Origin of the sequence: Sporolactobacillus vineae DSM 21990 = SL153, from assembly GCF_000377985.1 — a bacterium.
GTDB lineage: Bacteria > Bacillota > Bacilli > Bacillales > Sporolactobacillaceae > Sporolactobacillus > Sporolactobacillus vineae.
This window is the reverse complement of record NZ_KB899048.1, coordinates 96,780-117,866: the sequence shown is the minus strand read 5'-3', so window position 1 is coordinate 117,866 and position 21,087 is coordinate 96,780. Positions and strand designations below refer to the sequence as shown.

General features: G+C 48.4%; 19 protein-coding genes, 1 pseudogene and 1 riboswitch. Of the genes and pseudogenes, 13 read left to right on the top strand and 7 right to left on the bottom strand.

Annotated elements, in window-relative coordinates; genetic code table 11:
* Both D889_RS0110280 and D889_RS0110275 read left to right on the top strand, forming a co-directional pair.
* Positions 1-858: IS110 family RNA-guided transposase (locus D889_RS0110280; RefSeq protein WP_018962164.1), on the top strand; the 858-nt coding region annotated here is incomplete at its 5' end.
* A 195-nt stretch (positions 859-1,053) separates the two neighbouring features.
* A riboswitch (SAM riboswitch) is annotated at positions 1,054-1,159 on the bottom strand.
* Positions 1,160-1,346: 187 nt separating this feature from the next.
* The gene (locus D889_RS0110275; protein WP_010632561.1) at positions 1,347-3,461 is read left to right on the top strand and encodes an ArnT family glycosyltransferase; all 2,115 of its coding nucleotides are present in this window, start codon (positions 1,347-1,349) and stop codon (positions 3,459-3,461) included.
* Between the two features lie 111 nt (positions 3,462-3,572).
* Here D889_RS0110275 and D889_RS0110270 read toward each other — a convergent pair whose 3' ends face one another.
* Complete coding sequence (locus D889_RS0110270; protein WP_010632562.1) at positions 3,573-4,211, bottom strand: superoxide dismutase; 639 nt, start codon at positions 4,209-4,211, stop codon at positions 3,573-3,575.
* Positions 4,212-4,346: 135 nt separating this feature from the next.
* Here D889_RS0110270 and tpx point away from each other — a divergent pair, with 135 nt between their 5' ends.
* From tpx to D889_RS0110225, 6 genes are all read left to right on the top strand, one after another.
* Entirely contained in the window at positions 4,347-4,865 is a 519-nt protein-coding gene (gene tpx, locus D889_RS0110265; protein WP_010632563.1) for a thiol peroxidase, read from the top strand.
* A gap of 197 nt (positions 4,866-5,062) precedes the next feature.
* Positions 5,063-5,263 (top strand): hypothetical protein, encoded by a 201-nt coding sequence (locus D889_RS0110255; RefSeq protein WP_010632564.1) that lies wholly within the window; start codon positions 5,063-5,065, stop codon positions 5,261-5,263.
* 115 nt (positions 5,264-5,378) lie between these two features.
* The gene (locus tag D889_RS0110250) at positions 5,379-5,801 is read left to right on the top strand and encodes a CBS domain-containing protein (protein WP_010632565.1); all 423 of its coding nucleotides are present in this window, start codon (positions 5,379-5,381) and stop codon (positions 5,799-5,801) included.
* Positions 5,802-6,010: 209 nt separating this feature from the next.
* Positions 6,011-6,688, top strand: a complete 678-nt coding sequence (locus D889_RS0110245) for a TetR/AcrR family transcriptional regulator (protein ID WP_010632566.1) — start codon at positions 6,011-6,013, stop codon at positions 6,686-6,688.
* Positions 6,685-10,917, top strand: a complete 4,233-nt coding sequence (locus D889_RS0110240) for a 2-hydroxyacyl-CoA dehydratase (RefSeq protein WP_010632567.1) — start codon at positions 6,685-6,687, stop codon at positions 10,915-10,917. Before D889_RS0110245 ends, D889_RS0110240 begins: the two co-directional genes overlap by 4 nt.
* Positions 10,918-11,210: 293 nt before the next feature.
* A complete protein-coding gene (locus D889_RS0110225; RefSeq protein WP_010632568.1) occupies positions 11,211-11,603 on the top strand; it encodes an MFS transporter in 393 nt (130 codons plus the stop codon).
* A 38-nt stretch (positions 11,604-11,641) separates the two neighbouring features.
* Here the strand turns inward: D889_RS0110225 and D889_RS0110220 are convergent, their stop codons facing one another.
* Positions 11,642-12,763 (bottom strand): AbrB family transcriptional regulator, encoded by a 1,122-nt coding sequence (locus tag D889_RS0110220; RefSeq protein ID WP_010632569.1) that lies wholly within the window; start codon positions 12,761-12,763, stop codon positions 11,642-11,644.
* A gap of 197 nt (positions 12,764-12,960) precedes the next feature.
* On the opposite strand from D889_RS0110220, the gene D889_RS0110215 reads away from it, so the two are divergent.
* The 4 genes from D889_RS0110215 (at position 12,961) to D889_RS0110200 (ending at position 16,508) form a co-directional block, all read left to right on the top strand.
* Entirely contained in the window at positions 12,961-13,572 is a 612-nt protein-coding gene (locus D889_RS0110215; protein ID WP_010632570.1) for an ArsR/SmtB family transcription factor, read from the top strand.
* A gap of 64 nt (positions 13,573-13,636) precedes the next feature.
* Entirely contained in the window at positions 13,637-14,893 is a 1,257-nt protein-coding gene (locus D889_RS0110210; RefSeq protein WP_010632571.1) for an MFS transporter, read from the top strand.
* 71 nt (positions 14,894-14,964) lie between these two features.
* Positions 14,965-16,002 (top strand): S66 family peptidase, encoded by a 1,038-nt coding sequence (locus D889_RS0110205; RefSeq protein ID WP_018962330.1) that lies wholly within the window; start codon positions 14,965-14,967, stop codon positions 16,000-16,002.
* Positions 16,003-16,262: 260 nt separating this feature from the next.
* Positions 16,263-16,508: a hypothetical protein gene (locus D889_RS0110200; protein ID WP_010632573.1), complete on the top strand. Its 246-nt coding sequence runs from the start codon at positions 16,263-16,265 to the stop codon at positions 16,506-16,508.
* 126 nt (positions 16,509-16,634) lie between these two features.
* Here the strand turns inward: D889_RS0110200 and D889_RS0110195 are convergent, their stop codons facing one another.
* Positions 16,635-17,204: a GNAT family N-acetyltransferase gene (locus D889_RS0110195; RefSeq protein WP_010632574.1), complete on the bottom strand. Its 570-nt coding sequence runs from the start codon at positions 17,202-17,204 to the stop codon at positions 16,635-16,637.
* 155 nt (positions 17,205-17,359) lie between these two features.
* Between D889_RS0110195 and D889_RS15420 the strand changes: the two are divergent.
* Positions 17,360-17,467, top strand: a pseudogene (locus D889_RS15420) (aminoglycoside 6-adenylyltransferase); the annotation flags it as partial.
* 9 nt (positions 17,468-17,476) lie between these two features.
* Here the strand turns inward: D889_RS15420 and D889_RS0110190 are convergent.
* From D889_RS0110190 to D889_RS0110175, 4 genes are all read right to left on the bottom strand, one after another.
* Positions 17,477-18,184: an ATP-binding cassette domain-containing protein gene (locus D889_RS0110190; RefSeq protein WP_010632575.1), complete on the bottom strand. Its 708-nt coding sequence runs from the start codon at positions 18,182-18,184 to the stop codon at positions 17,477-17,479.
* A gap of 10 nt (positions 18,185-18,194) precedes the next feature.
* Positions 18,195-18,953, bottom strand: a complete 759-nt coding sequence (locus tag D889_RS0110185) for a hypothetical protein (RefSeq protein ID WP_010632576.1) — start codon at positions 18,951-18,953, stop codon at positions 18,195-18,197.
* A 232-nt stretch (positions 18,954-19,185) separates the two neighbouring features.
* Complete coding sequence (locus D889_RS0110180; protein WP_010632577.1) at positions 19,186-19,719, bottom strand: phosphatase PAP2 family protein; 534 nt, start codon at positions 19,717-19,719, stop codon at positions 19,186-19,188.
* A gap of 192 nt (positions 19,720-19,911) precedes the next feature.
* Complete coding sequence (locus D889_RS0110175; protein ID WP_010632578.1) at positions 19,912-20,883, bottom strand: AEC family transporter; 972 nt, start codon at positions 20,881-20,883, stop codon at positions 19,912-19,914.
* Between the last annotated feature and the right edge of the window lie 204 nt (positions 20,884-21,087).

The window sequence follows — 21,087 nt, the reverse complement described above, 5'->3', positions numbered from 1 at the left end:
ATCATCAAGGAAGAGAAGTATATCGCTCTTCAACGGCTGACGCGGACGCGTTATCAACTGATCCATCAGATGACGGAGTGTAAGCAGCACTTTCTGGAAAATCTTTATTACAAGTGCAACACGCTGACCCGAGAGCTCCCAACTTCTGTCTTTAGTGCGTCGATCATGGACATCCTCAGTGATTCTCTGTCCCTGGATGACATTGCCCAAATGGATGTAGCGGATCTTGCGACCCGGTTAAACCAGGCGGGCAAAGGCCGCTTTAGTGACCCGGAGAAACTCGCTCAGGTCATTCAAAAGGCCGTCCGCGATGCCTACCGTCTGGGCAAAGTCCTTCAGGATTCGGTAGACATCGTGCTGGCCAGTTATGCGCGCATCATTGCCGGATTAAAAAAGCAAATCCAGAGCTTGGATAAAAATATTGAAGCCATGTACCAGATCATTCCGGAGACGCAAAGTCTACTGAGTGTCCCCGGAATCGGCCCGGTCTACGCCGCCGGGCTTATCGCTGAGGTCGGCCAGATCGACCGGTTCGACCATGAGGCCCAATTAGCCAAGTATGCCGGGCTCTACTGGAAAGTGTCTCAGTCCGGCCACTTTCAGGCGGAACGCACGCCGCGAACCCACACAGGTAATGAGTACCTCCGTTATTACTTGATTGAAGCTGCCAATTCAGTAAAAAACCGGGACCCGGTTTACCGGGCCTATTACCTGAAGAAGTTCCATGAAGTTCCCAAGTTTCGTCATAAACGGGCTCTCGTCCTGACCGCAAGAAAATTAGTTCGACTGGTGGATGTGCTACTCCGCGACCACCTGCTCTACACTCCGAAGGGAAGTGAGACAACCGAAACGAAGTAATTTCGGCTTCCCTTCCAGTCTTTGAAAAATTTGTATTTTTCGAAGGCCCGGTTTAGTGTTGTCAAATTTTAAGACCGCTCACGAATAATGAAAAATCACGTATTACTTAGGCCTTGACTTAATACCACAAGACTTTCATAAAAATAAAAGCCTTCTCTTCCAAGAAAGAAGAGAAGGCTGGATATCAATCCCCTCAACTTATCTTCAAAGCCGTGCACGCTTTTGGAATTAGCACCGTATCCGAATGGATCGGTTGCTGAGGTTTCACAGGGCCAGTTCCCTCCGCCTCTCTGGATAAGCAGGATCTGTATTAATTTAACTTAATTTTAAACCTATTAATAATACCTGTCAACTGTGAATAATATTTTCTTTAGCGCCTTTTATTTTAAGCAATTTTTAAGGTTGCCGGGAGAGAATGGAGCTGTGTTGCAAAAGTTTCGGCGACATTTCATGGTCGCCACAGGCAAAGGCTCTGAGGAGGAATCAGTTTGGCGCGGATAAAAAAGAGAAACCCGGATTATTATTTCATTGTTGTCGCCGTTGTGGCGCTGTTCTTTAATTTTTTTCAGCTTAATAAAGCGGGAACAAATGAGTATTATACCGTTGCAGTCAAAAGTATGCTAAAGAACTTTCACAATTTCTTTTATGCCTCGTTTGACCCGGCGGGATTTATTACCGTAGACAAGCCCCCTGTTGCTTTATGGCTTCAGGCACTGAGTGCAAAGCTTTTTGGGTTCAGTAATTTCAGTGTTCTCCTGCCCGGAGCACTGGCGGGTGTTGCTTCCTGTTTAATTCTCTATCAGCTGGTTAAGAAAAAAGCCGGGCCGGCAGCCGCTCTGATCAGCGGCATTGCGCTGGCTCTGACACCGATTTTCACAACCGTGGCGCGGACAAACAATGTCGACAGTGTACTGATTCTGACGCTGATGGTCGCTGCCTGGGCAGTGGTCCGGGCTGCAGATACCGGTAAAATGCGTTGGCTGATTGTCAGCGTGCTGATGGTTGGCATCGGTTTTAACGTTAAAATGCTCGAAGCATTTATGGTTCTGCCGGCTGTTTATCTGTTCTACTGGCTGGCAATGAAGACCGGATGGCGGAAAAAAATCATCCATCTGGTTGTTGCAACCATCGTCCTGGCTGTTGTTTCACTTTCCTGGGCGGTGACGGTGGACCTTGTGCCGGCATCCGAACGGCCGTATATCGGCAGCAGTCAGACGAATTCTGTGCTCGAACTGGCTTTCGGCTATAACGGAATTTCCCGGCTGACCGGCAACCAGGGGAACGGCATGCATATGCAGAACACTAAAAAAGTGACAAGTACAACCGCACGTTCTTCATCGAATACCGGCTCTTCACCGGCTGCAGGCACGAATCAGCAAGCCGCGGGCTCGAACGGATCTCAGCAAACGGGGACGGCGAACAGGGGCGGCAATCAGGGCGGAATGTTCGGTACCGGAACAGCCGGGCCTCTTCGCCTGTTCTCAGAATCACTTTCCGGACAGGCTTCCTGGCTGCTCCCGTTTGTCCTGTTCGGCCTGATTGCACTGGTCGTTGACTGCATTCGCCGCAGACATTTACTGCAGCTGCACACATTTGCCATCTTCTGGCTGGCCTGGCTGCTGCCGGCTATGGCATTCTTCAGTGTCGCCGGATTTTTCCACCAGTATTATCTCAGTCTGCTCGGGCCTCCGATCGCCGCACTCTTCGGTATTGGGGCCGTGAAGCTCTGGCAGGATTACCGGAAGCAACCTGATTCATGGACGAGCCTGCTGCTGCCGGCTGCCGCCTGTTTTACGCTGCTATTTGAGGCATTGATTTTCTATCAAAACAGCATGCCGACAATCTGGACGGCTGTTCTGGCACTGCTCGGGTTGGCTTGCCTTGCTGCAGGAATCATGATGCGCTCCGGATATACAGAACACGTGAAACGCTATCTAGCCGTTGCCGGACTCAGTCTGATACTGATTCCGCCACTATATTGGACGATGCCCGCTGTTTTCAACCAGACAAACAGTTCGCTTCCTTCAGCCGGACCGTCATCGGCTACCAGCAGAATGGCTTCCGGCGGCGGGATGCCGCAGAACGCACGAACGATCAACTTTGCAAAGCAAGGGGAAAGACCGTCTGCAGGCTTTACACCAGGCGCGGCCAACCAGTCGCAGTCCGGTGCGCCGGCGATTGCAAACGGCAAAACGACGAACGGTGGAACGCCGACGAAGCCGACGAATATGTTTAACCGATCACGGGGCAATTTCGGCGGCAATGAAATCAGCAGCAAGCTCCTCAGCTATCTGGAGAAGCATTACAACGGTGAGAAGTACATTCTCGCCGTTCAGCGGGCACAATCCGCCTATTCTGTCATGCTGAAAACCAATTATGCCGTTATGGCGATGGGCGGCTTTACCGGCAGCGATCCGGCGATGACTGTTGCCAAGCTTGAAAAAATGGCCAAAGCCGGTGAAATCAAATATTTCCTGATTTCCGGAGGGCAGGATGGTGCGCAGAACAGCAGTGTAAACGCCTGGATCGTGAAACATTGTACAAAAGTTCAGTGGTCCGGTCAGTCAACCGGTCAATCTTCCCTCTATAAATTCAAGAATTGAATCATCAACAATTACATTTCTCGCCAAGACCGATAAACAGCACTTGAAGACCGAAAAACTGTCTGCGAAGACCGATAAATCCTTCCAGACAGTTTTTTTATAAGCGTGTTGTCAGGTTTCGCGGGCCGAGGTCTGATGCATTGCCTCTGTATAACGCGATGAAATGAAATCCCAATTATACAACTGAAAACAATTTTTGATATATTCGGGACGGCGATTTTGATATTTCAAGTAATAAGCATGTTCCCAGACATCCAGACCAAACAGCGGGAATTTACCGACCATCAGTGGATTATCCTGGTTGTTCATACTGGTGACGCCAAGACGCTTCTTTTCGTCCAGAACAAGCCAGGCCCATCCTGACCCGAACTGACTTTCGGCGGCGAGGGAAAATTGCTTCCCGAATGCATCGAAACCATTCAGTTCCTGGTCGATCGCCTGTTTCAGACGGCCTGTCGGCTTTTTTGATCCGCCCGGAGCAAGAACTTTCCAGAAGAGACTGTGGTTGTAGTGGCCGCCGCCGTTATTCCGGACTGCTGTCCGGATATCTTTCGGTATGAGTTTCAGATTTGTCAGCAGATCGGTCAGGGACAGGTTTTCCAGTTCAGGGTGCCCGGCAAGAGCGGCGTTCAGATGATCGATGTAGGCCTGATGATGTTTTGTATAATGGATCCGCATTGTCTTTTCATCAATAACCGGCTCAAGAGCGTTAAATGGGTAGCCGAGCGGCGGCAGAACAAATTTTACCATGTAAGTTCAAGCTCCTTTTTTATTCTTTCTCGATTATCCTATTGCATCGGCGATCATTCGGTTCAGAAAAAAGTTCGGTTCATTTCCTGGTGAAAAGGGAATAGTGTTCAGAGAGAATAGAAGGAGGTTTTTTACATGAGCGAAGAACGTCCCGGAGCAGCGACGGTCGGAGGGAATCCCATTACATTGATCGGTCCGGAGCTGAAGCCGGGTGATCAGGCACCGGACTTCAGAATCAACAAGGATTTGACAACAGAAGCTGCCCTTTCCGATTATGATGGTAAAGTGAAACTGATTTCAGTGGTTCCCTCCCTTGATACGAAGGTCTGCGATGCTCAGACACGCCGGTTTAACGAAGAAGCAGCAAAACTTGGTGATCATGTCGCCGTATTGACCATTTCCGTGGACTTGCCGTTTGCCCAAAGCCGGTTCTGCTCCGTTGCCGGCATCAAAAATCTGGATACACTGTCCGATTACAAATTCCGATCTTTCGGCAAGAGTTATGGCGTATTGATTAAGGAACTGCAACTGGATATGCGCTCGATTTTTGTTCTCGATCAACAGAACACGATCCGCTATGTCGAGTATGTGAAAGAGATGACCGAACATCCGGATTACGATGCGGCGCTGAAAGCAGTCAGATCAATTCTCTGAACGTTGAACGCATACAATGTGTTTAACCGGAACGGCCTGATTAAAGGGCCGTTTTTTGGTGCTTTATTAATTGACATCAATTTCACCCTTTTAAAAGAACCGCTTAAAGGTGATTATCAACGCGTTGCGGAAAAAGCAGTTTTCATATACTGAGAGATTGGTAAAATGAGAGTGCACTTGAAAGGAGGAGCGGGTTGATGAAACTGAGCATTAATATAGATCCGAAAATCCGCGAAGAATCTGTTGTCGTCAATGTACGGCAAATGTCCGAGCAGGTCGAAAAGATCCGTCACGTTGTTGAAACTGAAGCGCATGCAGCATCAAAAGGAAATATTCTTGTCTTCAACAATGACAGACAGCTTGCCAGACAGCTGAACGATGGATTAAAGAAACTGTAAAGCATGTCTCATTTGTATGAATTAATAAAACGTTTACATGACAAACAGTCACCATTTATAATTAAGAAGCGAAAAAGTTTAACTGAGTTTCCAGTACGTAAGGAGTGGATTTTCCATGAATGCGGCATTTCTGCTTACCCCGAAAAGCGAAGTTAAATATGTCTATGAAGAGTGGACAATGCGACAGGCTCTGGAGAAAATGGAACACTATCGCTACTCGTCGATACCGGTACTGAACAAAAAGGGAAAGTATGTCGGCACCCTGACCGAAGGCGATCTTCTCTGGGAATTGAAAGGGAATGAAGATCTTGACTTCCGGGATACGGAGAAGATTAGTCTGAAAGAGATCCCGAGATACAGGAATATTAAAGCCGTGTCGATCGACGTTGAGGTTGAAGATATCATGGCCACGTCGCTGTCACAGAACTTTGTTCCGGTCATTGATGATCTTGGCGTTTTTGTCGGGATTATTCGAAGACGGGAAATCATTTCTTATCTATTGAAAATACGGGCGGAAAGCAAAATGAGTTTGCGGTAAGTTAGCAGAAGATGCACCGGCGGAGTTGTCCGCTGATGCGTCTTCTTTTTTTATTGCAACGGTTGCCTGATCACTGCCGGAAAGTGACATTTTTCGTAACAAATCTGTTTTTCAGACACAGATCGATCGAAAACATTTATGATCAAACTGAACCGTTCAGTTTGATAGATTGTCATTCTGAATGCCAGATCACAAGGAGGCTTCGGTTCATGACAGAGGATCAAACGCTGCGTGCGAAGAAGAAGAAAGACCAGATTCTTCGCTCAGCGCAAAAACTGTTTATCAGCAAGGGCTTTGAGGCAACGAGCATGGATGAGATCCGCAACCTTGCCGGGGTATCCAAGCAAACGATTTATTCCTACTATTCTGGGAAAGAACAATTGTTGTTTGACGTGATTGAAAAGCAGCTGTTTCTGCTTTCTGAGAATGCATTTTCATCGGTTCTGGAGACGCTGGATTTTTCAACACCACAGGAAGTGGAGCACTCTCTGATCCGTTTTACCAGGGAAATGCTGGATCATTTTATGCAAGTGGACTATCTGCAGCTGGCCCGGGTGGTTGTTTCCGAGGTCGTTAAATATCCGGAACTGGCACGAATGTTCCGGGAGGCCGTGCCCTTGCGCGGGTTGAAAAATGTAGAGAAAATGCTGCGGAAAGCGAATCTTTCGGACTGTGTGTCAATTGATCACCCGGAGATTGCCGCGCGCAGCTTTGTCGGTACAATCCTAACCTATGTGTTTATTGACGGTGTTCTTTCGGATCAGAAAAGTTCGGCCGAGCCGTCGGAGCAGCAGATCCGTCAAATGGTTCGCTTTTATTTACCTTCTATCCTGGCAGAGAGACAGGGAACGGAGAAGAATTCAATCAGGCAGGGGGAAGCAAAATGATTCTGCGGGTTGGTCTGGACATTGGCTCGACCACAGCGAAAGTGGTCGCCATTGATGAAGCGCATCAGCTTGTATTTAAATCTTACCGGAGACATTTTTCGGAAATCAAAAAAACGGCAATCGGATTATTAAAATCGCTTTCGGAAAAGTTCCCCGAAGCAATTCTGCATCTTCATGCAAGCGGATCTTCAGGGATGGGGCTGTCCGAACAGCTGGGCGTTCCGTTTGTTCAGGAAGTGGTTGCCTGCACGCAGGCGGTGAAAGCCAAGGATCCGACGGTTGATGTCGTCATTGAACTCGGCGGCGAGGATGCGAAGATCATTTACCTGACCGGGGGCATGGAGCAGCGGATGAACGCGGCATGCGCCGGCGGGACCGGTGCGTTCATCGATCAGATTGCGTCCCTGCTGCAGACCGATGCAGCGGGGCTGAATAAGCTGGCAGAAAAATCGGAGCGGATTTATCCGATCGCTTCCCGCTGCGGGGTATTTGCTAAAACAGACATCCAGGCGCTGATCAACGACGGGGTCAGCCGCGAAGATATTGCTGCCTCCGTCTTCCAGGCCGTTGTGAATCAGACAGTGTCCGGACTGGCCTGTGGCCGGCCGATACGCGGCAATGTGGCTTTTCTCGGCGGCCCGCTGACTTTTCTGCCGCAGCTGCGGCACCGGTTTGCCGTGACGCTGAATCTTGAGAAGGCGCACGTGATGGATACGCGCAACGGCCAGTATTTTGTCGCCATCGGTGCAGCCATGGACCGGAATCATGTCGCATCGGTGGATGCCGGCCGGTTAATTCACCAGCTTGAGTCAATGAAGCAGACCGGTGCGGAAATCGCCGCCCACCGACAGGAACCGCTGTTTCGCAATCCGGACGAGCTGGCTGAATTTAAAGCGCGTCATGCCCGGGCAAAAGTAAAACGCGGTGACTTGCAAGATTACGCGGGTGATAGTTTTCTTGGTGTAGATGCCGGATCGACGACGACAAAAATTGTTCTGACCGGCACCGACGATCAGATTCTCTATTCATTTTATGAAGGAAATAAAGGCAATCCGGTGGAAACCGTTCGGAAAGGACTCGAGCAGCTTTACCGCCGGCTCCCGGAGAAGGTGACAATCCGCAGTTCGGTTGCGACCGGATATGGCGAGAAGCTGGTGCAGGCAGCGTTTCAGATTGACAGCGGCGAAGTGGAAACAATCGCCCATTACAAGGCTGCCCGGAAATTTCAGCCGGATGTTGATTTTATTATCGACATCGGCGGCCAGGATATGAAGTGCATGAAAGTCAAGAACGGGGCAATCGACCGGATCATGCTCAACGAAGCCTGCTCATCCGGTTGCGGGTCGTTTCTTGAGAATTTCTCCGATACACTCGGCTATACGGTGAAAAATTTTGCCCGTCTCGCCCTCGATGCGCATGCTCCGGTTGAATTGGGCTCACGCTGCACCGTTTTCATGAATTCCAAAGTCCGTCAGGTTCAGAAGGAAGGGGCCGGGATTGACGATATTTCGGCAGGACTGGCCTATTCCGTAATTGCCAATGCCTTGTTTAAAGTAATCAAGATGAGGAACGTCGACGAAATGGGCGATCATATTGTTGTCCAGGGCGGCACCTTTTTAAATAACGCGGTACTGCGCGCTTTTGAAAAGATGACCGGCAAAGAGGTCGTCCGTCCGGATCTGGCCGGACTGATGGGTGCTTACGGATGTGCCCTGCTGGCAAAGGAGAGAAGCGCTGCCGAAACCGTATCGCATCTCCTGCCGCCGGAAAAGATCGCAGCGCTGACGGTGAAAACAACGTATGGGCGCTGCAAACAGTGCCAGAACCGCTGCCGTCTGACGATCAGCCGGTTCCCGGATAAACGTGTATTCGTGACCGGAAATCGCTGCGAACGCGGTGCCGGCCGTCCGAAGAAAAAAATCACCGTCCCGAATCTGATGGATGAAAAGCTGCACTATCTGTTCGATCGCCCGTGCCTGAGTGAACAGGAGGCAGTGCGTGGTTCAATCGGGATACCGCGGGTTCTGAATATGTATGAGAACTACCCTTTCTGGCATCGCTTTTTCACAGAACTGCGTTTTCGTGTCGTCCTGTCCGATCGCTCCAGCCAGCGGGACTATGAAAAGGGGATGGAGACGATCCCCTCGGATGCAGTATGTTATCCGGCAAAATTAACCCACGGTCATATCATCAATCTGGTACATAAAGGCATCAGGCAGATTTTCTATCCGTCGGTTGTTTTTGAAAAAAAAGAGAGCAGCGATCAGGATAACCACTTCAATTGCCCGATTGTCTCCTCCTATCCGGAAGTGATCCGCGTCAACATGACTGTTTTGAACGAGAAGCACATCCGGTTTATTCAGCCGTTCCTGTCGCTGGACAATCCGGCTTCGATGGCAGCTGGGCTGCAAAAGTGTTTCCCGGAGATCCCAGCGGCAGAATTAAAGCAGGCGCTCCGGATGGCGACGGAAGAGGACGAAAAGTTCCACACCTGGATCAGCCGGCGCGGCCGGGAAGTGATCCGCGAACTTGAAATTTCCGGAAAGACAGGCATTGTCATTGCCGGCCATCCCTATCATCTTGATCCCATCGTCAATCACGGGATCCCGGATGAGATCGCCCGGATGGATATGGCGGTCCTGACGGAGGACTCGGTCTGCGGGCTGGCGAAAAGCGGGCTGTCCCAGGCTGTCGTCAACCAGTGGACCTATCACAGCCGGCTCTACCGCGCGGCTGAAGTGGTCAAGGCACACCCGAACCTGGAACTGGTACAGGTCACTTCGTTCGGCTGCGGACTGGATGCGATTACAACTGATGCCGTGCAGGAAATTCTTGAGCACGCCAATAAACTCTATACATGGATCAAAATGGATGAGAATAATAATCTCGGTGCGGTCAGGATCCGTCTACGTTCGCTTAAGGCCGCGATTGAGGAGCGGAAGCGCAGAGGCATTGCCGCAACAATCGCAGAAGCGCAAACGACATCACCGGTCTTCACGAGAGCGGACAGGAAGGTTTATACGATTCTCGCACCGCAGATGATTCCGACCCACTTTGCGTTATTCCAGAAGGCATTCTCCCGGCACGGCTACAATCTGAAGATCCTGAAAAAAGTCACGCAGAAGCAGGTTGATGAAGGCTTGAAGTATGTCAATAATGATGCCTGCTATCCGGCGATCATTACCGTCGGCCAGCTGGTTTCCGCGTTAAAATCGGGCCATTACGACCCGGAGAGCACCGCCGTGATTCTTACCCAGACCGGCGGCGGCTGCCGGGCAACCAACTATCTCTCGCTCCTCAAAAAAGCGCTTGTTAACGCCGGGCTCGGCCATGTACCGGTCATTTCGATGAATCACTCTTCCGGTCTCGACCAGCAGCCTGGTTTTAAGATTACACTTTCGCTGGTCAAAGATCTTCTGATTTCAGCCTGTCTGGGCGATCTGCTGCTGAAACTGAGATTCGCTGTCCGTCCGTATGAAATCGAAAAGGGACTGACCGATCAGACGTATCACTCGTGGCTGGCGCAAAGCAGCGATCTGCTTGATCATTTTACCATGCGCCGCTTCAGAGGATTCATCACGGAAATGATCGCCAATTTCTGCCGGATTCCTGTATCCCTGACCAACCGGCCCAAAGTCGGCATTGTCGGTGAAATATACGTGAAGTTCAGCCCATTTGCCAATAATCATCTGATTGAGACGATTGAGTCTGAGGGCGGCGAAGCAGTGGTTCCCGATTTCGTCAACTTCTTCCTCTATGGTCTCTACAACCATAAGTTCCGCAGAGACCATTTCGGCAGTGGGGAGCTGCCGGTGCTCACCGGCGACGTGTCGATCCGATTTATCGAACATTATCGTGAGCCGATTCGCCGCGCCCTGGCAAATACCGGTCGTTTCCGCGGACCGGAGCGTATTGAAATGATTGCAGAAAAAGCATCCGCCATGCTGAGTATCGGCAACCAAATGGGCGAGGGCTGGCTGCTTCCCGGAGAGATGGCGGAACTGATCGATTCGGGTGTGAACAACGTCATCTGCGTTCAGCCGTTTGCCTGCCTGCCGAATCACATCCTTGGACGCGGTATGTTCAACGCTTTGAAGAAAAATCATCCGGATGCCAATCTCGTGTCGATCGATTATGACGCAGGATCAAGCAAAGTCAATCAGATCAACCGGATTAAACTGATGCTGAGCATTGCCAGGGAAAACAGTCAGCAGCACGTTCGGGTATAAGAAAATGAGTGCAGTCGATGGTCACCAAAACTCCGGAGCAGATGACTTTCTGCAGAAGAAGTCAGCAGATTGAGGAGACTGTACTTAATGGCGAATTCGCAGAACTCGTAGATTCTGAGGATGTAATACGCTCACTGGAAGAACAGAACGAATGATTCTGTACCGGCGGATCCGGATAAATAAGCCCATGAGTACCTGTCATCTCCATCTCAAGACGGATGGAATCAAAGCCGATGTGTACTAATTTAGCATCATAAGGTCTTTAATTTCGAATCAGGTCTGAAGGTGGAGTTATGTCACTGGAGCAAGCATCAAGAAGGCAAATCAGGAAAGCCGTGATCAGTGATTTCATCGGCAGTTTGAGCAATTCGCTGTTCAATTTTGCCATCGGATTATACATATTAAAAGTAACCGGGTCAGCGATGAATTTCGGCACAACGCTGCTGATCGGACCGCTGATTGGTATCGTTTTTCCCCCGTTGATCGGGTATGTTTCTGATCATTATGAGAATAAACGCGTCATGATCATTTCTCAGATCAGCTGTATTCTGCTCCTGCTTCTATACAGTTTCCTTTTCCCATTTTTCGGTCAGTGGCATTACCTGATGATTCTGTTCATCGTGGCGACTGGCATAATCATGAATAAAAAAACTGCAATCTTCAATTTTACCGATAGGATCATCTAAGCTCAGTTTTGGTGAGGTGATCCGCAGGTAATAACCAATCAGGAAGTGCTGACTTTCTCCCGACGCCGGTTCATCAGACTGAAGAGCGGCGGGAGCAGGATACAGATTGCCAGAACCCGGATAACCTGTACGGCGACGACAAATGTGGCATCGGCGTGAAGGACGACAGCAGTAATGGCCATCACATCAATTCCGCCCGGAGCAAAGGCGAGAATGGATGTGACCGGGTCAATACCGGTTAGCCAGGACACGATCAGTGCGCAGAAAAACATGGCCGCCATCAAACCGAGTGTTCCGATCAGACCAATGGAAATAGTTCGGACGATACCGGTAAACATTTTCCGGTTCAGCCGCGCGCCGACACAGGCACCAAGCATGACCTGAGCCACAATAATCAAATTGTGCGGCCACCAGACAGGAAGATTCCCGCCTATTATGAGCCCGGACAATGCCTGAACTAGTCCGACGCTGAGCATGCTGCCGATCAGCCACGAAGCGGGGAGATGAATCTTTTTGCCGATGACCGCTCCCAGGAGGGCAATGCCAATGATCAGCACGAATCCTGTCGCGGTTGCCGGGTTCAGTTTCGTCACAGTCTGAGCCGCATTTGCTGAGTGCCCCGCCGCATTTCCGCTGTTCCAGACCGATACGATAATCGGGATCGCGCACTCAACAAGAATGACGCGCATGGTCTGAATGATGCTGACTACCGCCATGTTAGCGCCGACATCGGTGGCAATGCCGAGCATGGATGACAGTCCGCCCGGCGTTGTGCCGTACAGACTCGTGATCAGATCCGTTTTACTGAAATGAAAAAGCAGCCATCCGCTGCCAAGGGACAGCAGTATTGAGATCAGAATCATGATTGAGATCGACAGCCAGCCATGATCCAGCACGCCCAGCACGGATAGGCTGATTTCCTGACCGATCTGGATGCCGAGCAGCAACTGACCGGCTTTCAGCCAGTAACCTGCCAGACCCTTTCCATCAAAGAGCTGCGTGACCGGCTTCAGATTTAAAAATGAAAGCACACCGGCAGTAATCAACGTACCAATCATCCAGCCGATCGACAGGCCTGTCAGCGATAAAATAAATCCGCCCATACCACTGATCAAAATAAAAATAAGGTTCCGGAATCCGGAAATTAAATTTGTTTTCACGTGCAGCCTCCTTTTACAGTTCTCCATTTTGGTGCTGGAGGTGCAACCGAAGATGAGTCTCTGTGTTGTCGCCTTTACAAAGATAACATATTTACAATGTAAACATAGCTTTCTGAACTTCTATCCTGCTTGAATTGTTCACTTTTAATAGGTAAAATAAATTTAACCGATTAAAAAAATATAACAGGTGAGCAAATATGAAGCGTACGCTAATTATTAAAAATTTAAATCAGCTAAAAGTTTTAAGTGATCCATTCCGGTCGCAGCTGATGATGCTTCTGATTGAAAAGCCATACACCGGGCAGCAGCTTGCAGAACATTTTAATCTGTCCCGGGCCCGTGTCCATTACCATTTGCATGAATTAGAAAAAAATCATTTGATTGAATTGGTTCGGACGGAGGAAATCAACGGGATCGTTCAGAAATTTTATCAGTCTGTTGCACAGGGCTTTCTTCCGGATGTTTCGCTACTGCCGCAGAAACATGAGGTCAGTGAAACGTACCGGCAGATTGTGCTGAGCATGATCAACCGGACGCGGATGCGGGCAGCCACGGCTCCGGATGAGTCTTTTTCAATTGATGAAAACGTGCCGGACAATATGCGGGCACTGGCAACCTATTGGGAAATCACGATGACGGACAGTCATTTTAAAAAATTCGCTGAAAAAATGGTGGAGGTTTTTGAAGAATTTGATCAGTGCTGCAAGAAGGATGGGCAGGAATCCGGAGCAAAGCCCTATTTTATGTCCGCCTTTGGTTTTCAAGTGGATCAAAAAGAATTTGATCAGAAATTAGAAAAAGAGGACTGAACTTTTTTTGGTGGACGGTAAAATATATTTTACCGAATAATAATATTTTTATGAGGTGATTCCGGTGCTCTCTTTATTTCAAAATAAAAATTTCCGCCTGCTTGTGTCCGGCCGCCTGCTCACAAACATGGGTGACAGCATGTATTATGTAGCAGCTATGTGGCTCGTCTATCAGCTTGGTGGCTCCGCCTTCTATTCCGGGCTCGCAGGTTTTCTGATTCTGCTGCCCCAGGCATTGCAATTTCTAGTCGGTCCGGTAGTTGACAGTCATTCGATCAAAAACATTCTGATGTTCTCACAGCTCACGCAGGCTGTTCTGCTGCTGCTGATTCCCATTGCCTATTTCTCGGGGGTACTGACCGTATGGCTGGTGTTAACGGTGATGCTGATCGTGTCATTTCTGGATCAGTTTTCTTTCCCGGCTGAAAACGCGTTGATTCCAAGCATCCTGCAAAGGGAGGAGCGGACCGAGGCAAATTCGGTGATGGCGCTCGCCTATCAGGGAACGGACGCCGCATTCAATGCGGTCGGCGGTGTCATTCTTGCGTTGGTCGGTGCGGTTTCTCTGTACCTGGCTGATATCGGTACTTTTATCCTTGCGGCTGGGTTGTTCAAGTCACTGAAGCTGTCGGCAGAGGTTCAGGCTGCACGGAGAAAGTCATCATTAACAGACGACCTGTATCATTATTTTACCGATTTGAAAGCTGGATTTCAGGTAGTTCTGCACTCTGTCCTGGGTAAGGTAATTGTGACCGGCGTCTTTACTAATTTTACATTAGGTGCAGAGTTCGCCGTACTTCCGGCCTATGCCCACTCACTTGGCGGGCCGAGAGTGTACGGGTTTCTGCTGGCGGGTTCGGCCATCGGAAGTCTGGCCGGGGCGCTTCTGGCTCCGCTATTCAGCCGATACGCCATCGGCCGGGTGCTCGCCGGGAGTTATTTTCTCGGCTTTTGTTTCTGGCTATTAACTTATGCCCTGCCCGATGAATTTCTTAAAGTGGTCTTTTTTTCGCTCAGTATGATTCCGCTTGGACTGAATAACGTAATTGGTTACACACTGATGCAGAATGTTCTTCCTCGCAAACTGATCGCCCGCTCCATGTCGGTGATGGTCAGTGTCTCCACGTGCATCATGCCGCTCGGATCGCTGATCGGCGGACTGGCCGCCAGTGCCATCGGATCTGGCACGGTTTTTCTTCTGGCCAGCTGTGGATTTTTGTTTGTCGCCGTTTACGTCATGTCAATACCTGTACTGCGCCGCCTTCCTGCAGCAGAAAAAGTAAGACCTGAAGACTACGGTTTTGATGCAAAAACAGAATAGAAAGACTGCATTCGATTTTTTCGTGCATTGCATACCGAAGAAAGGCATAATTGAAAAAAAGGGGCCTGATCATGTTGCATTTAATGAAACCGAAGAAACTGAAGCGTGGCGATAAAGTGGCCACGGTCAGCCTGTCATGGGGCGGGGCGGGTGATCCGCGAATCCGCTGGCGTTATGAGCAGGGCAAGGAGCGCCTGAAAAATGTGTTTGGTTTGGATGTGGTGGATATGCCGCATACTCTGAAGAATCCTGAGTTTGTTTACAACCATCCTGAAGCGCGGGCCGAGGATCTGATGCAGGCCTTTGCCGACCCTTCGGTCAAGGCCATGATTTCCTGTATAGGCGGGAATGACAGTATCCGGATGCTTCCCTATATTGATTTTGATGTTATCCGTGATCATCCGAAAATCTACACCGGTTATTCTGACAGTACGGTCACTCATTTCATGTGCCTCAAGTCAGGACTATCCAGCTTTTACGGACTGTCTGTACTGAATGATCTGGCGGAAAATGTCGCGATGCCGGAGTACACTGTTCAGGCAGCTAAGAAGGTCTTATTCGAGACTCAAGAAATTGGTGCAGTGGCTGTCTCCCCGGTCTGGACGGGGCAGAGACTCGAATGGGCGGCTGGAAACAAGGATGCCGCCAGAAAATTCGAGAAAAATACAGGTTATGAACTTCTGCAGGGTCATGGAACGGCCAGGGGACGACTGATCGGCGGTTGTCTCGACGTGATCGAGATGATTAAGGGCACCCCTCTGTTTCCAGATATCTGCAGTTTTGACAGGAGCATTCTCTTTCTGGAAACGTCGGAGGAATGTCCGCCGCCATGGTTTGTTGAAGATTTTCTGCGTGGGTTCGGCATTATGGGCATTATCGGGAAACTCAATGGAATCATTTTCGGCAAACCTTATCAGCTGCGTTATTATGACGAATACAAAGAAATGATCCGCAAAACTCTGAAGGAATTCGGCCGGGATGATCTGCCGGTTCTCTACAATGCAAGTTTCGGACACAATGAACCCAAATGCCTGATCCCGTATGGTGCATTGGCGGAGATAAACTGTGAAAAACCTGGCTTTTCAATTCTTGAAAGCGGCGTTGTATGAAAGGGACGTGTGCTCCATTGTCCGACGAGGGTACGTGGCGTCCTAAGTAAAAAATATCTACCTGCAATGAGTAATCTGTCGGAAGGCGAAAGACAAAACATGGAGATTGAAAATAACCATAAAACACAGAGGGAGACTGAGTCGTGAAAAAAGAAGAGATCTTAAGAATAAACAAAGAGGGATGGAACAAGGTTTCAGGACAATTTTTTTCAGCCACAGCTTTGCCGAAATATTGATGCTTGAGAAGAGGAAGTGTGTTCATGAAACTAAAGCGCTTCATGGTTGGATTGTGTTCATTCGCACTAACTTCAGGTTTTCTATACTTTGTCGGCTATTTGTTTGCCATCCCATTTCTGACACTGCATTATGAATATGTTAATGACGCCCACGGCTTCTTTTTTTCCATTAACTCTATTCTTCCATTAATTGTCGGACTGATTGTCAGCTATTTTGCAGAAAAGATTTTTATGAAGAAGCATCAGAAAAAACCAAATAACTTCAGTTAAAAATTTTTGTGAGCGTACATGTCTTACTGCGAGCAAGCGAAAAAATCAGATTATCAAGGAAACGAGATATAGGATGAAGTATTTGTAAAGTCTCTGCTGAAACTTTGATACAGAGAAGGAACGTACTCATTTTCTGTTAAATTCATAGCGCATGATCGGCCGAAGAGGGTGGCGCCGTTCAGCTTCCACAAAACCAAGGTCCTGAAACATTTTTACAGTGCCTGTATAAATATCGCCGTCAGCCGTCCTGCCCTTCGGATCGTCCGGAAACGATTCAAGCGTGGATGCACCATTGGCACGGGCAAACTGGATGGCCTCTTTCAGTAACCTACGTGCAATTCCCTGATTCCGATAATCCGGATGGATAAAAAAGCAGAGAATCGACCATACATGCTTGCTGTCGATCGGCTGATACACGGGAAGTTCAGCAATGCGCTCAGCAAAGGCTTCACGGGGGGAAACGGAGCACCAGCCGACAGGCATGTGATCCTGATAGGCGATTAGACCCGGTGTGCTGTTTTCTTCAACCATTTTCTTGAAGCATAACCGGTTCGTTTCGCCTTTTCCTGAATTGAAGTCATGTCTGTTCAGACGCCAGAACATACACCAGCAGCCGTCATCACCCCCACTGGGGCCGAATAGCTTTTCGAAGTCACGCCAGCGCTCGGGTGTCAGTGGAAAGATTTCAAGACACATTAGAATCACCCTGTCTTTTTAGTGTATTTCAGTAATGACAACGGTTACTTATGGCTTGATTGTAAAGTCCGAATGTGCCGGTTGTCAATCGAACCAGGTCAGGATTACAGAAAGTAAGTAAAAAAATGACGTGCTGGAAGAAGGGAAAATGAAAAATGAGAGATAAGCAGGAAATGCTTCATTTGATTTTAGGGGTTGTAGAAAAGGACAATCGAGTCAGAGCTGTTTATCTGAATGGGTCCCGGACTAATCCCAGGGCAAAAAGTGACTATTTATCTGGAAAAGTTACTTGGAAACGGGATGTTAAGTTCCCTGGCGGCTTCCATCCAGTGGTTTTGATCTTCAGACAGGACAATTTTACCTCCAGCCAGAATATGAACGAAATAATGTTGAAAGTATGCTAAATCGTCCAGTTGGTGGGTAGCGTACAACACCGTCCGGTCCTTTTCCTGCAGATGATCAATGGCCCGGACAATTTGTCCTTTTGAAAAAGGATCCGTGCCTGCCGTTGGCTCATCGAAAATATAGAGTGACTTCTGAATCAGACAGTATAAAAGGACAGTAAACCAGCGCCGCTCACCGGGAGACATTTTGCCATATTGAGTGATCCAGATGCGCTTGATCTTTTCCAGTGAATCCTCATTATGTTTCAGCTCGTCTTCAAACAATTTCGGTGACAAGTCGCGAGAACTGTATTGTCCGCTTGAGCATAAGATCAGTTCGGCAAGGTTTTTTCCCGTAATCGTGTTGAGAATCGGCACCCCCTGTATTTGATAAAGGATGTTCCTGGGCTCGATTCTGTGCGTAAACGTTGCATTTGTGTCTAATAATCCGGAGATGATGTCGAACAGAGTGGTTTTTCCCTCTCCGTTCATCCCGAGCAGAATATTTACTGTGTTCTCCTGAATGTTCATGGACAAATCATGAAACAGCAAGCGGTTGTTTTTAGGAAAATGAAAAGTTAAGTGTTGAATCTCCATAACGAATCCTTCAGCTCCTGAATATGGGAAGACATTTGATGTTTTTCAGTGCATATAAGCCGATCAACAGATAGATCAATGCGGTGCCTAAAATGAATAAAAGCGGTGATGAACCTTCCAGATGCCCGGGCCTGGTCAGACTTAATAAGAAACTTCCTGTCTGTTCGCTATATTGAATTGGATTCACCGCTGTCAAGAACATCGTTAGAAGGCCATTTGATGACTGGTCACTGCCCATGTTTGTCAGATAAACAAAAACAAGGACAAGGATATTGATTAATGGAAGCGCTGTTTCCTGTCTAATCTTAAAGGTGCCGATAATCAAGAACAGGAGATAGACGGGAATATAGCACACGATGACCATCACTAAAGAAACAACAATCAGATAAAAAAATGGAAGGAAAAATAATACACTGCATAAGAGGTCCAGAATCAGCACGGATAGAAGCAAGATAAACAGCTGCGCCAGAAACTTCGCATAGATGATGGTGAACTGACTGCCGCTAATAAAGCGAAACATTTTCATGAACTGTTCCTCTCTCAGAACGATGATCGCCGGCCCGCTGCCCAATAGGGCATTTGTGACCACCATATAACCGGTCCATGACAGAATCATCATCAGCTGGGGATAGGCTGAAACATGGTGGAACAGGTTGCCTCTCATGTTGTAGATTAAAAAGAAGACGGGTATCCCCAGAGTAGCTAGAAAATCCACTTTATAATAGACAGCTGTTCTCAGAAAATGTTTGGCTAAGGTTAAAGACTTCACTTTTTCACCTGGATTTTAATCAAAAGTCACCAATTTCAGATAATTGAATTATAGCACAACAGTCAATGAGCAAAAGGCTCTGATGCTTGTATTTGGAACAGACCTTTTATTAAATGCGCGGCGTTCATTGATCGATAATCTATGACGCCGCTTTGCGGCTGTATCATTTATTGACAGTTTCAAAAAAAAAAGCGCCTGCCGGGAACGCGCAGGCGGAGTAAGTTCTATATTTTTAGGGCATCATCTGGAGAAAGGTAATGAGTCCGGTCAGTGATCCGAGACAGATTCCAGCCAGCACATCACTGGGGTAATGAAGGCCAAGAAAAATTCGTGAGATCGCAACGCTCAGTCCAATCGGGAGAAGAATAATAGCCAGAGACGGTTTATAGAGAATCAAAGGAATAATGACAGAAAAAACGGCCGTCGAATGGCCGGACGGAAAGGAATGGTCGGCAATCGGATTTTCCGGATAATTGGTTCCGGTCAACGTTAAATAAGGCCGCTGACGAGGGAAAAGCCGTTTTAGCACCTGGACGAAAAGATGGCTGATCGTCAGCGAAACAGCACAAATCACGGCTGTCAGATGCAGACGCCCATGCGCGCGAAGTAAAAGGATGAGTACAGCAAGAATCTCGGCGATGGCACCTCCGACATTGGTTATCCAGCGGAAATAAAAATTCAGCATCTTTTTTTCAAAATGGCTGTTGATCCTTTTGAAAATATTGCATTCAATCCGGTAAAGTTCATCCAATGATTTCGATAACATGCTGCACCTCAGTACATAAATAATGGCTCTGTCGACAGGGTAAGTGCCTGGAGCGAGAAACAGCAGAAAAGAAAGACAAAGCCTGAATGATAAATTGCACAATACATTATATCATGCATTGCAAGAGGAAATCAGAAATAGCTAAGAATTCCATCCCATCAGAAAGCCGGGGAAGGCCGACCGGATGCCTGATTACATCCCCTGAACAAGCTGCATAAGCACCGGCACGACAACGACAAACAGTACAGTGCTCGTCGTCACAACGTTTGCCGCAAACCGGACATCGCCGTGAGCCTGATGGGCGAGAATCGGGAGCACGGCGATGGTCGGCGCAGCCGACTGAACGATCAGTGTATTCGTCAGCATAGCTGGAAAAACCGTTCCGGTCAGCTTCAGCCCGAGAAAGATAAAAACAGCGAGCAATAATGGGGACAGAATAAACCGTCCGGCCAGCGCCAGTATCGTGTCGCGATCCATACGCATACTGGAAAGGCCGACCGTCCGCAGAACAATCCCAATATAAATCAGCGATAACGGGGTAACCAGTCCGCCGACGTAATTCAAAGACTGGAACAGGAACTCCGGAACCGGGAGATTCAGGATCAGGAAAACCAGCCCGATAATAAATCCTAATAACGGCGGCGGCAGCAGTTTCATCCAATTGATTTGGTGCTTTTCTTCGGCGCGCTTTTTCTCTTTGGTCGGATCATCATTCAGAATGAGATAGATACCGACCGACCAGGTTGAAACGATACTGACAAGAAAATAGATAAGGAAGTAGGAAAGGCTCTCTTTGCCGAACAGCGCAATATTCAGAGGCAGGCCGATAAATACAGTATTCGCATTAGCCACTGCATTCATGAAAATACCCCGCCGTCCGCGACGGATATGGAGCAGACGGACCAGACCATAGGCGATTAGATAACACCCGGCAAGGGCTGCGGCCGGATAGATCAGGCTGCCGGAGAGTTCAACCAGCCGGCTGCGCGTCAGATAGGTCAGCACCGATGTGAAAATCGATGCCGGCAGTGCGATTTGAGTAATCAGGTCGGAAATGCTGTTGCTGAAGCGTTCATCAAACCAGTTGGCTTTTTGAAGAAGATAACCCAGGGCGATAATCAGTATAATCGTCAGAACACTTTGTATCGATTGGAGAAAGACCATTCAGAACCAATTTCCTTTCAGATCATATGTCGTAAAAATAATTTCTTGAAGCAACCTATTTGATGGTAAACTTTTTCACAAAAATCATCAATTAATTCATCTGAAGGAGTCTCAGGTAAAATTCCATCTTTGGTCCGAGGTGAATTCATCTGATGAGTCGATTCGCGTTTTTCTTTTGTCCGGTATCCTTGGAATATAAAGAAA

Excerpts from the sequence above, each read along its gene's own strand:
- D889_RS0110190 (WP_010632575.1), bottom strand. The coding sequence starts at position 18,184 with ATGGAGATTCAACACTTAACTTTTCATTTTCCTAAAAACAACCGCTTG.
- D889_RS0110180 (WP_010632577.1), bottom strand. The coding sequence starts at position 19,719 with ATGTTATCGAAATCATTGGATGAACTTTACCGGATTGAATGCAATATT.
- D889_RS0110205 (WP_018962330.1), top strand. The coding sequence starts at position 14,965 with ATGTTGCATTTAATGAAACCGAAGAAACTGAAGCGTGGCGATAAAGTG.
- D889_RS0110245 (WP_010632566.1), top strand. The coding sequence starts at position 6,011 with ATGACAGAGGATCAAACGCTGCGTGCGAAGAAGAAGAAAGACCAGATT.
- D889_RS0110175 (WP_010632578.1), bottom strand. The coding sequence starts at position 20,883 with ATGGTCTTTCTCCAATCGATACAAAGTGTTCTGACGATTATACTGATT.
- D889_RS0110200 (WP_010632573.1), top strand. The coding sequence starts at position 16,263 with ATGAAACTAAAGCGCTTCATGGTTGGATTGTGTTCATTCGCACTAACT.
- D889_RS0110240 (WP_010632567.1), top strand. The coding sequence starts at position 6,685 with ATGATTCTGCGGGTTGGTCTGGACATTGGCTCGACCACAGCGAAAGTG.
- D889_RS0110255 (WP_010632564.1), top strand. The coding sequence starts at position 5,063 with ATGAAACTGAGCATTAATATAGATCCGAAAATCCGCGAAGAATCTGTT.
- D889_RS0110225 (WP_010632568.1), top strand. The coding sequence starts at position 11,211 with ATGTCACTGGAGCAAGCATCAAGAAGGCAAATCAGGAAAGCCGTGATC.
- D889_RS0110250 (WP_010632565.1), top strand. The coding sequence starts at position 5,379 with ATGAATGCGGCATTTCTGCTTACCCCGAAAAGCGAAGTTAAATATGTC.
- D889_RS0110215 (WP_010632570.1), top strand. The coding sequence starts at position 12,961 with ATGAAGCGTACGCTAATTATTAAAAATTTAAATCAGCTAAAAGTTTTA.
- D889_RS0110270 (WP_010632562.1), bottom strand. The coding sequence starts at position 4,211 with ATGGTAAAATTTGTTCTGCCGCCGCTCGGCTACCCATTTAACGCTCTT.
- tpx (WP_010632563.1), top strand. The coding sequence starts at position 4,347 with ATGAGCGAAGAACGTCCCGGAGCAGCGACGGTCGGAGGGAATCCCATT.
- D889_RS0110195 (WP_010632574.1), bottom strand. The coding sequence starts at position 17,204 with ATGTGTCTTGAAATCTTTCCACTGACACCCGAGCGCTGGCGTGACTTC.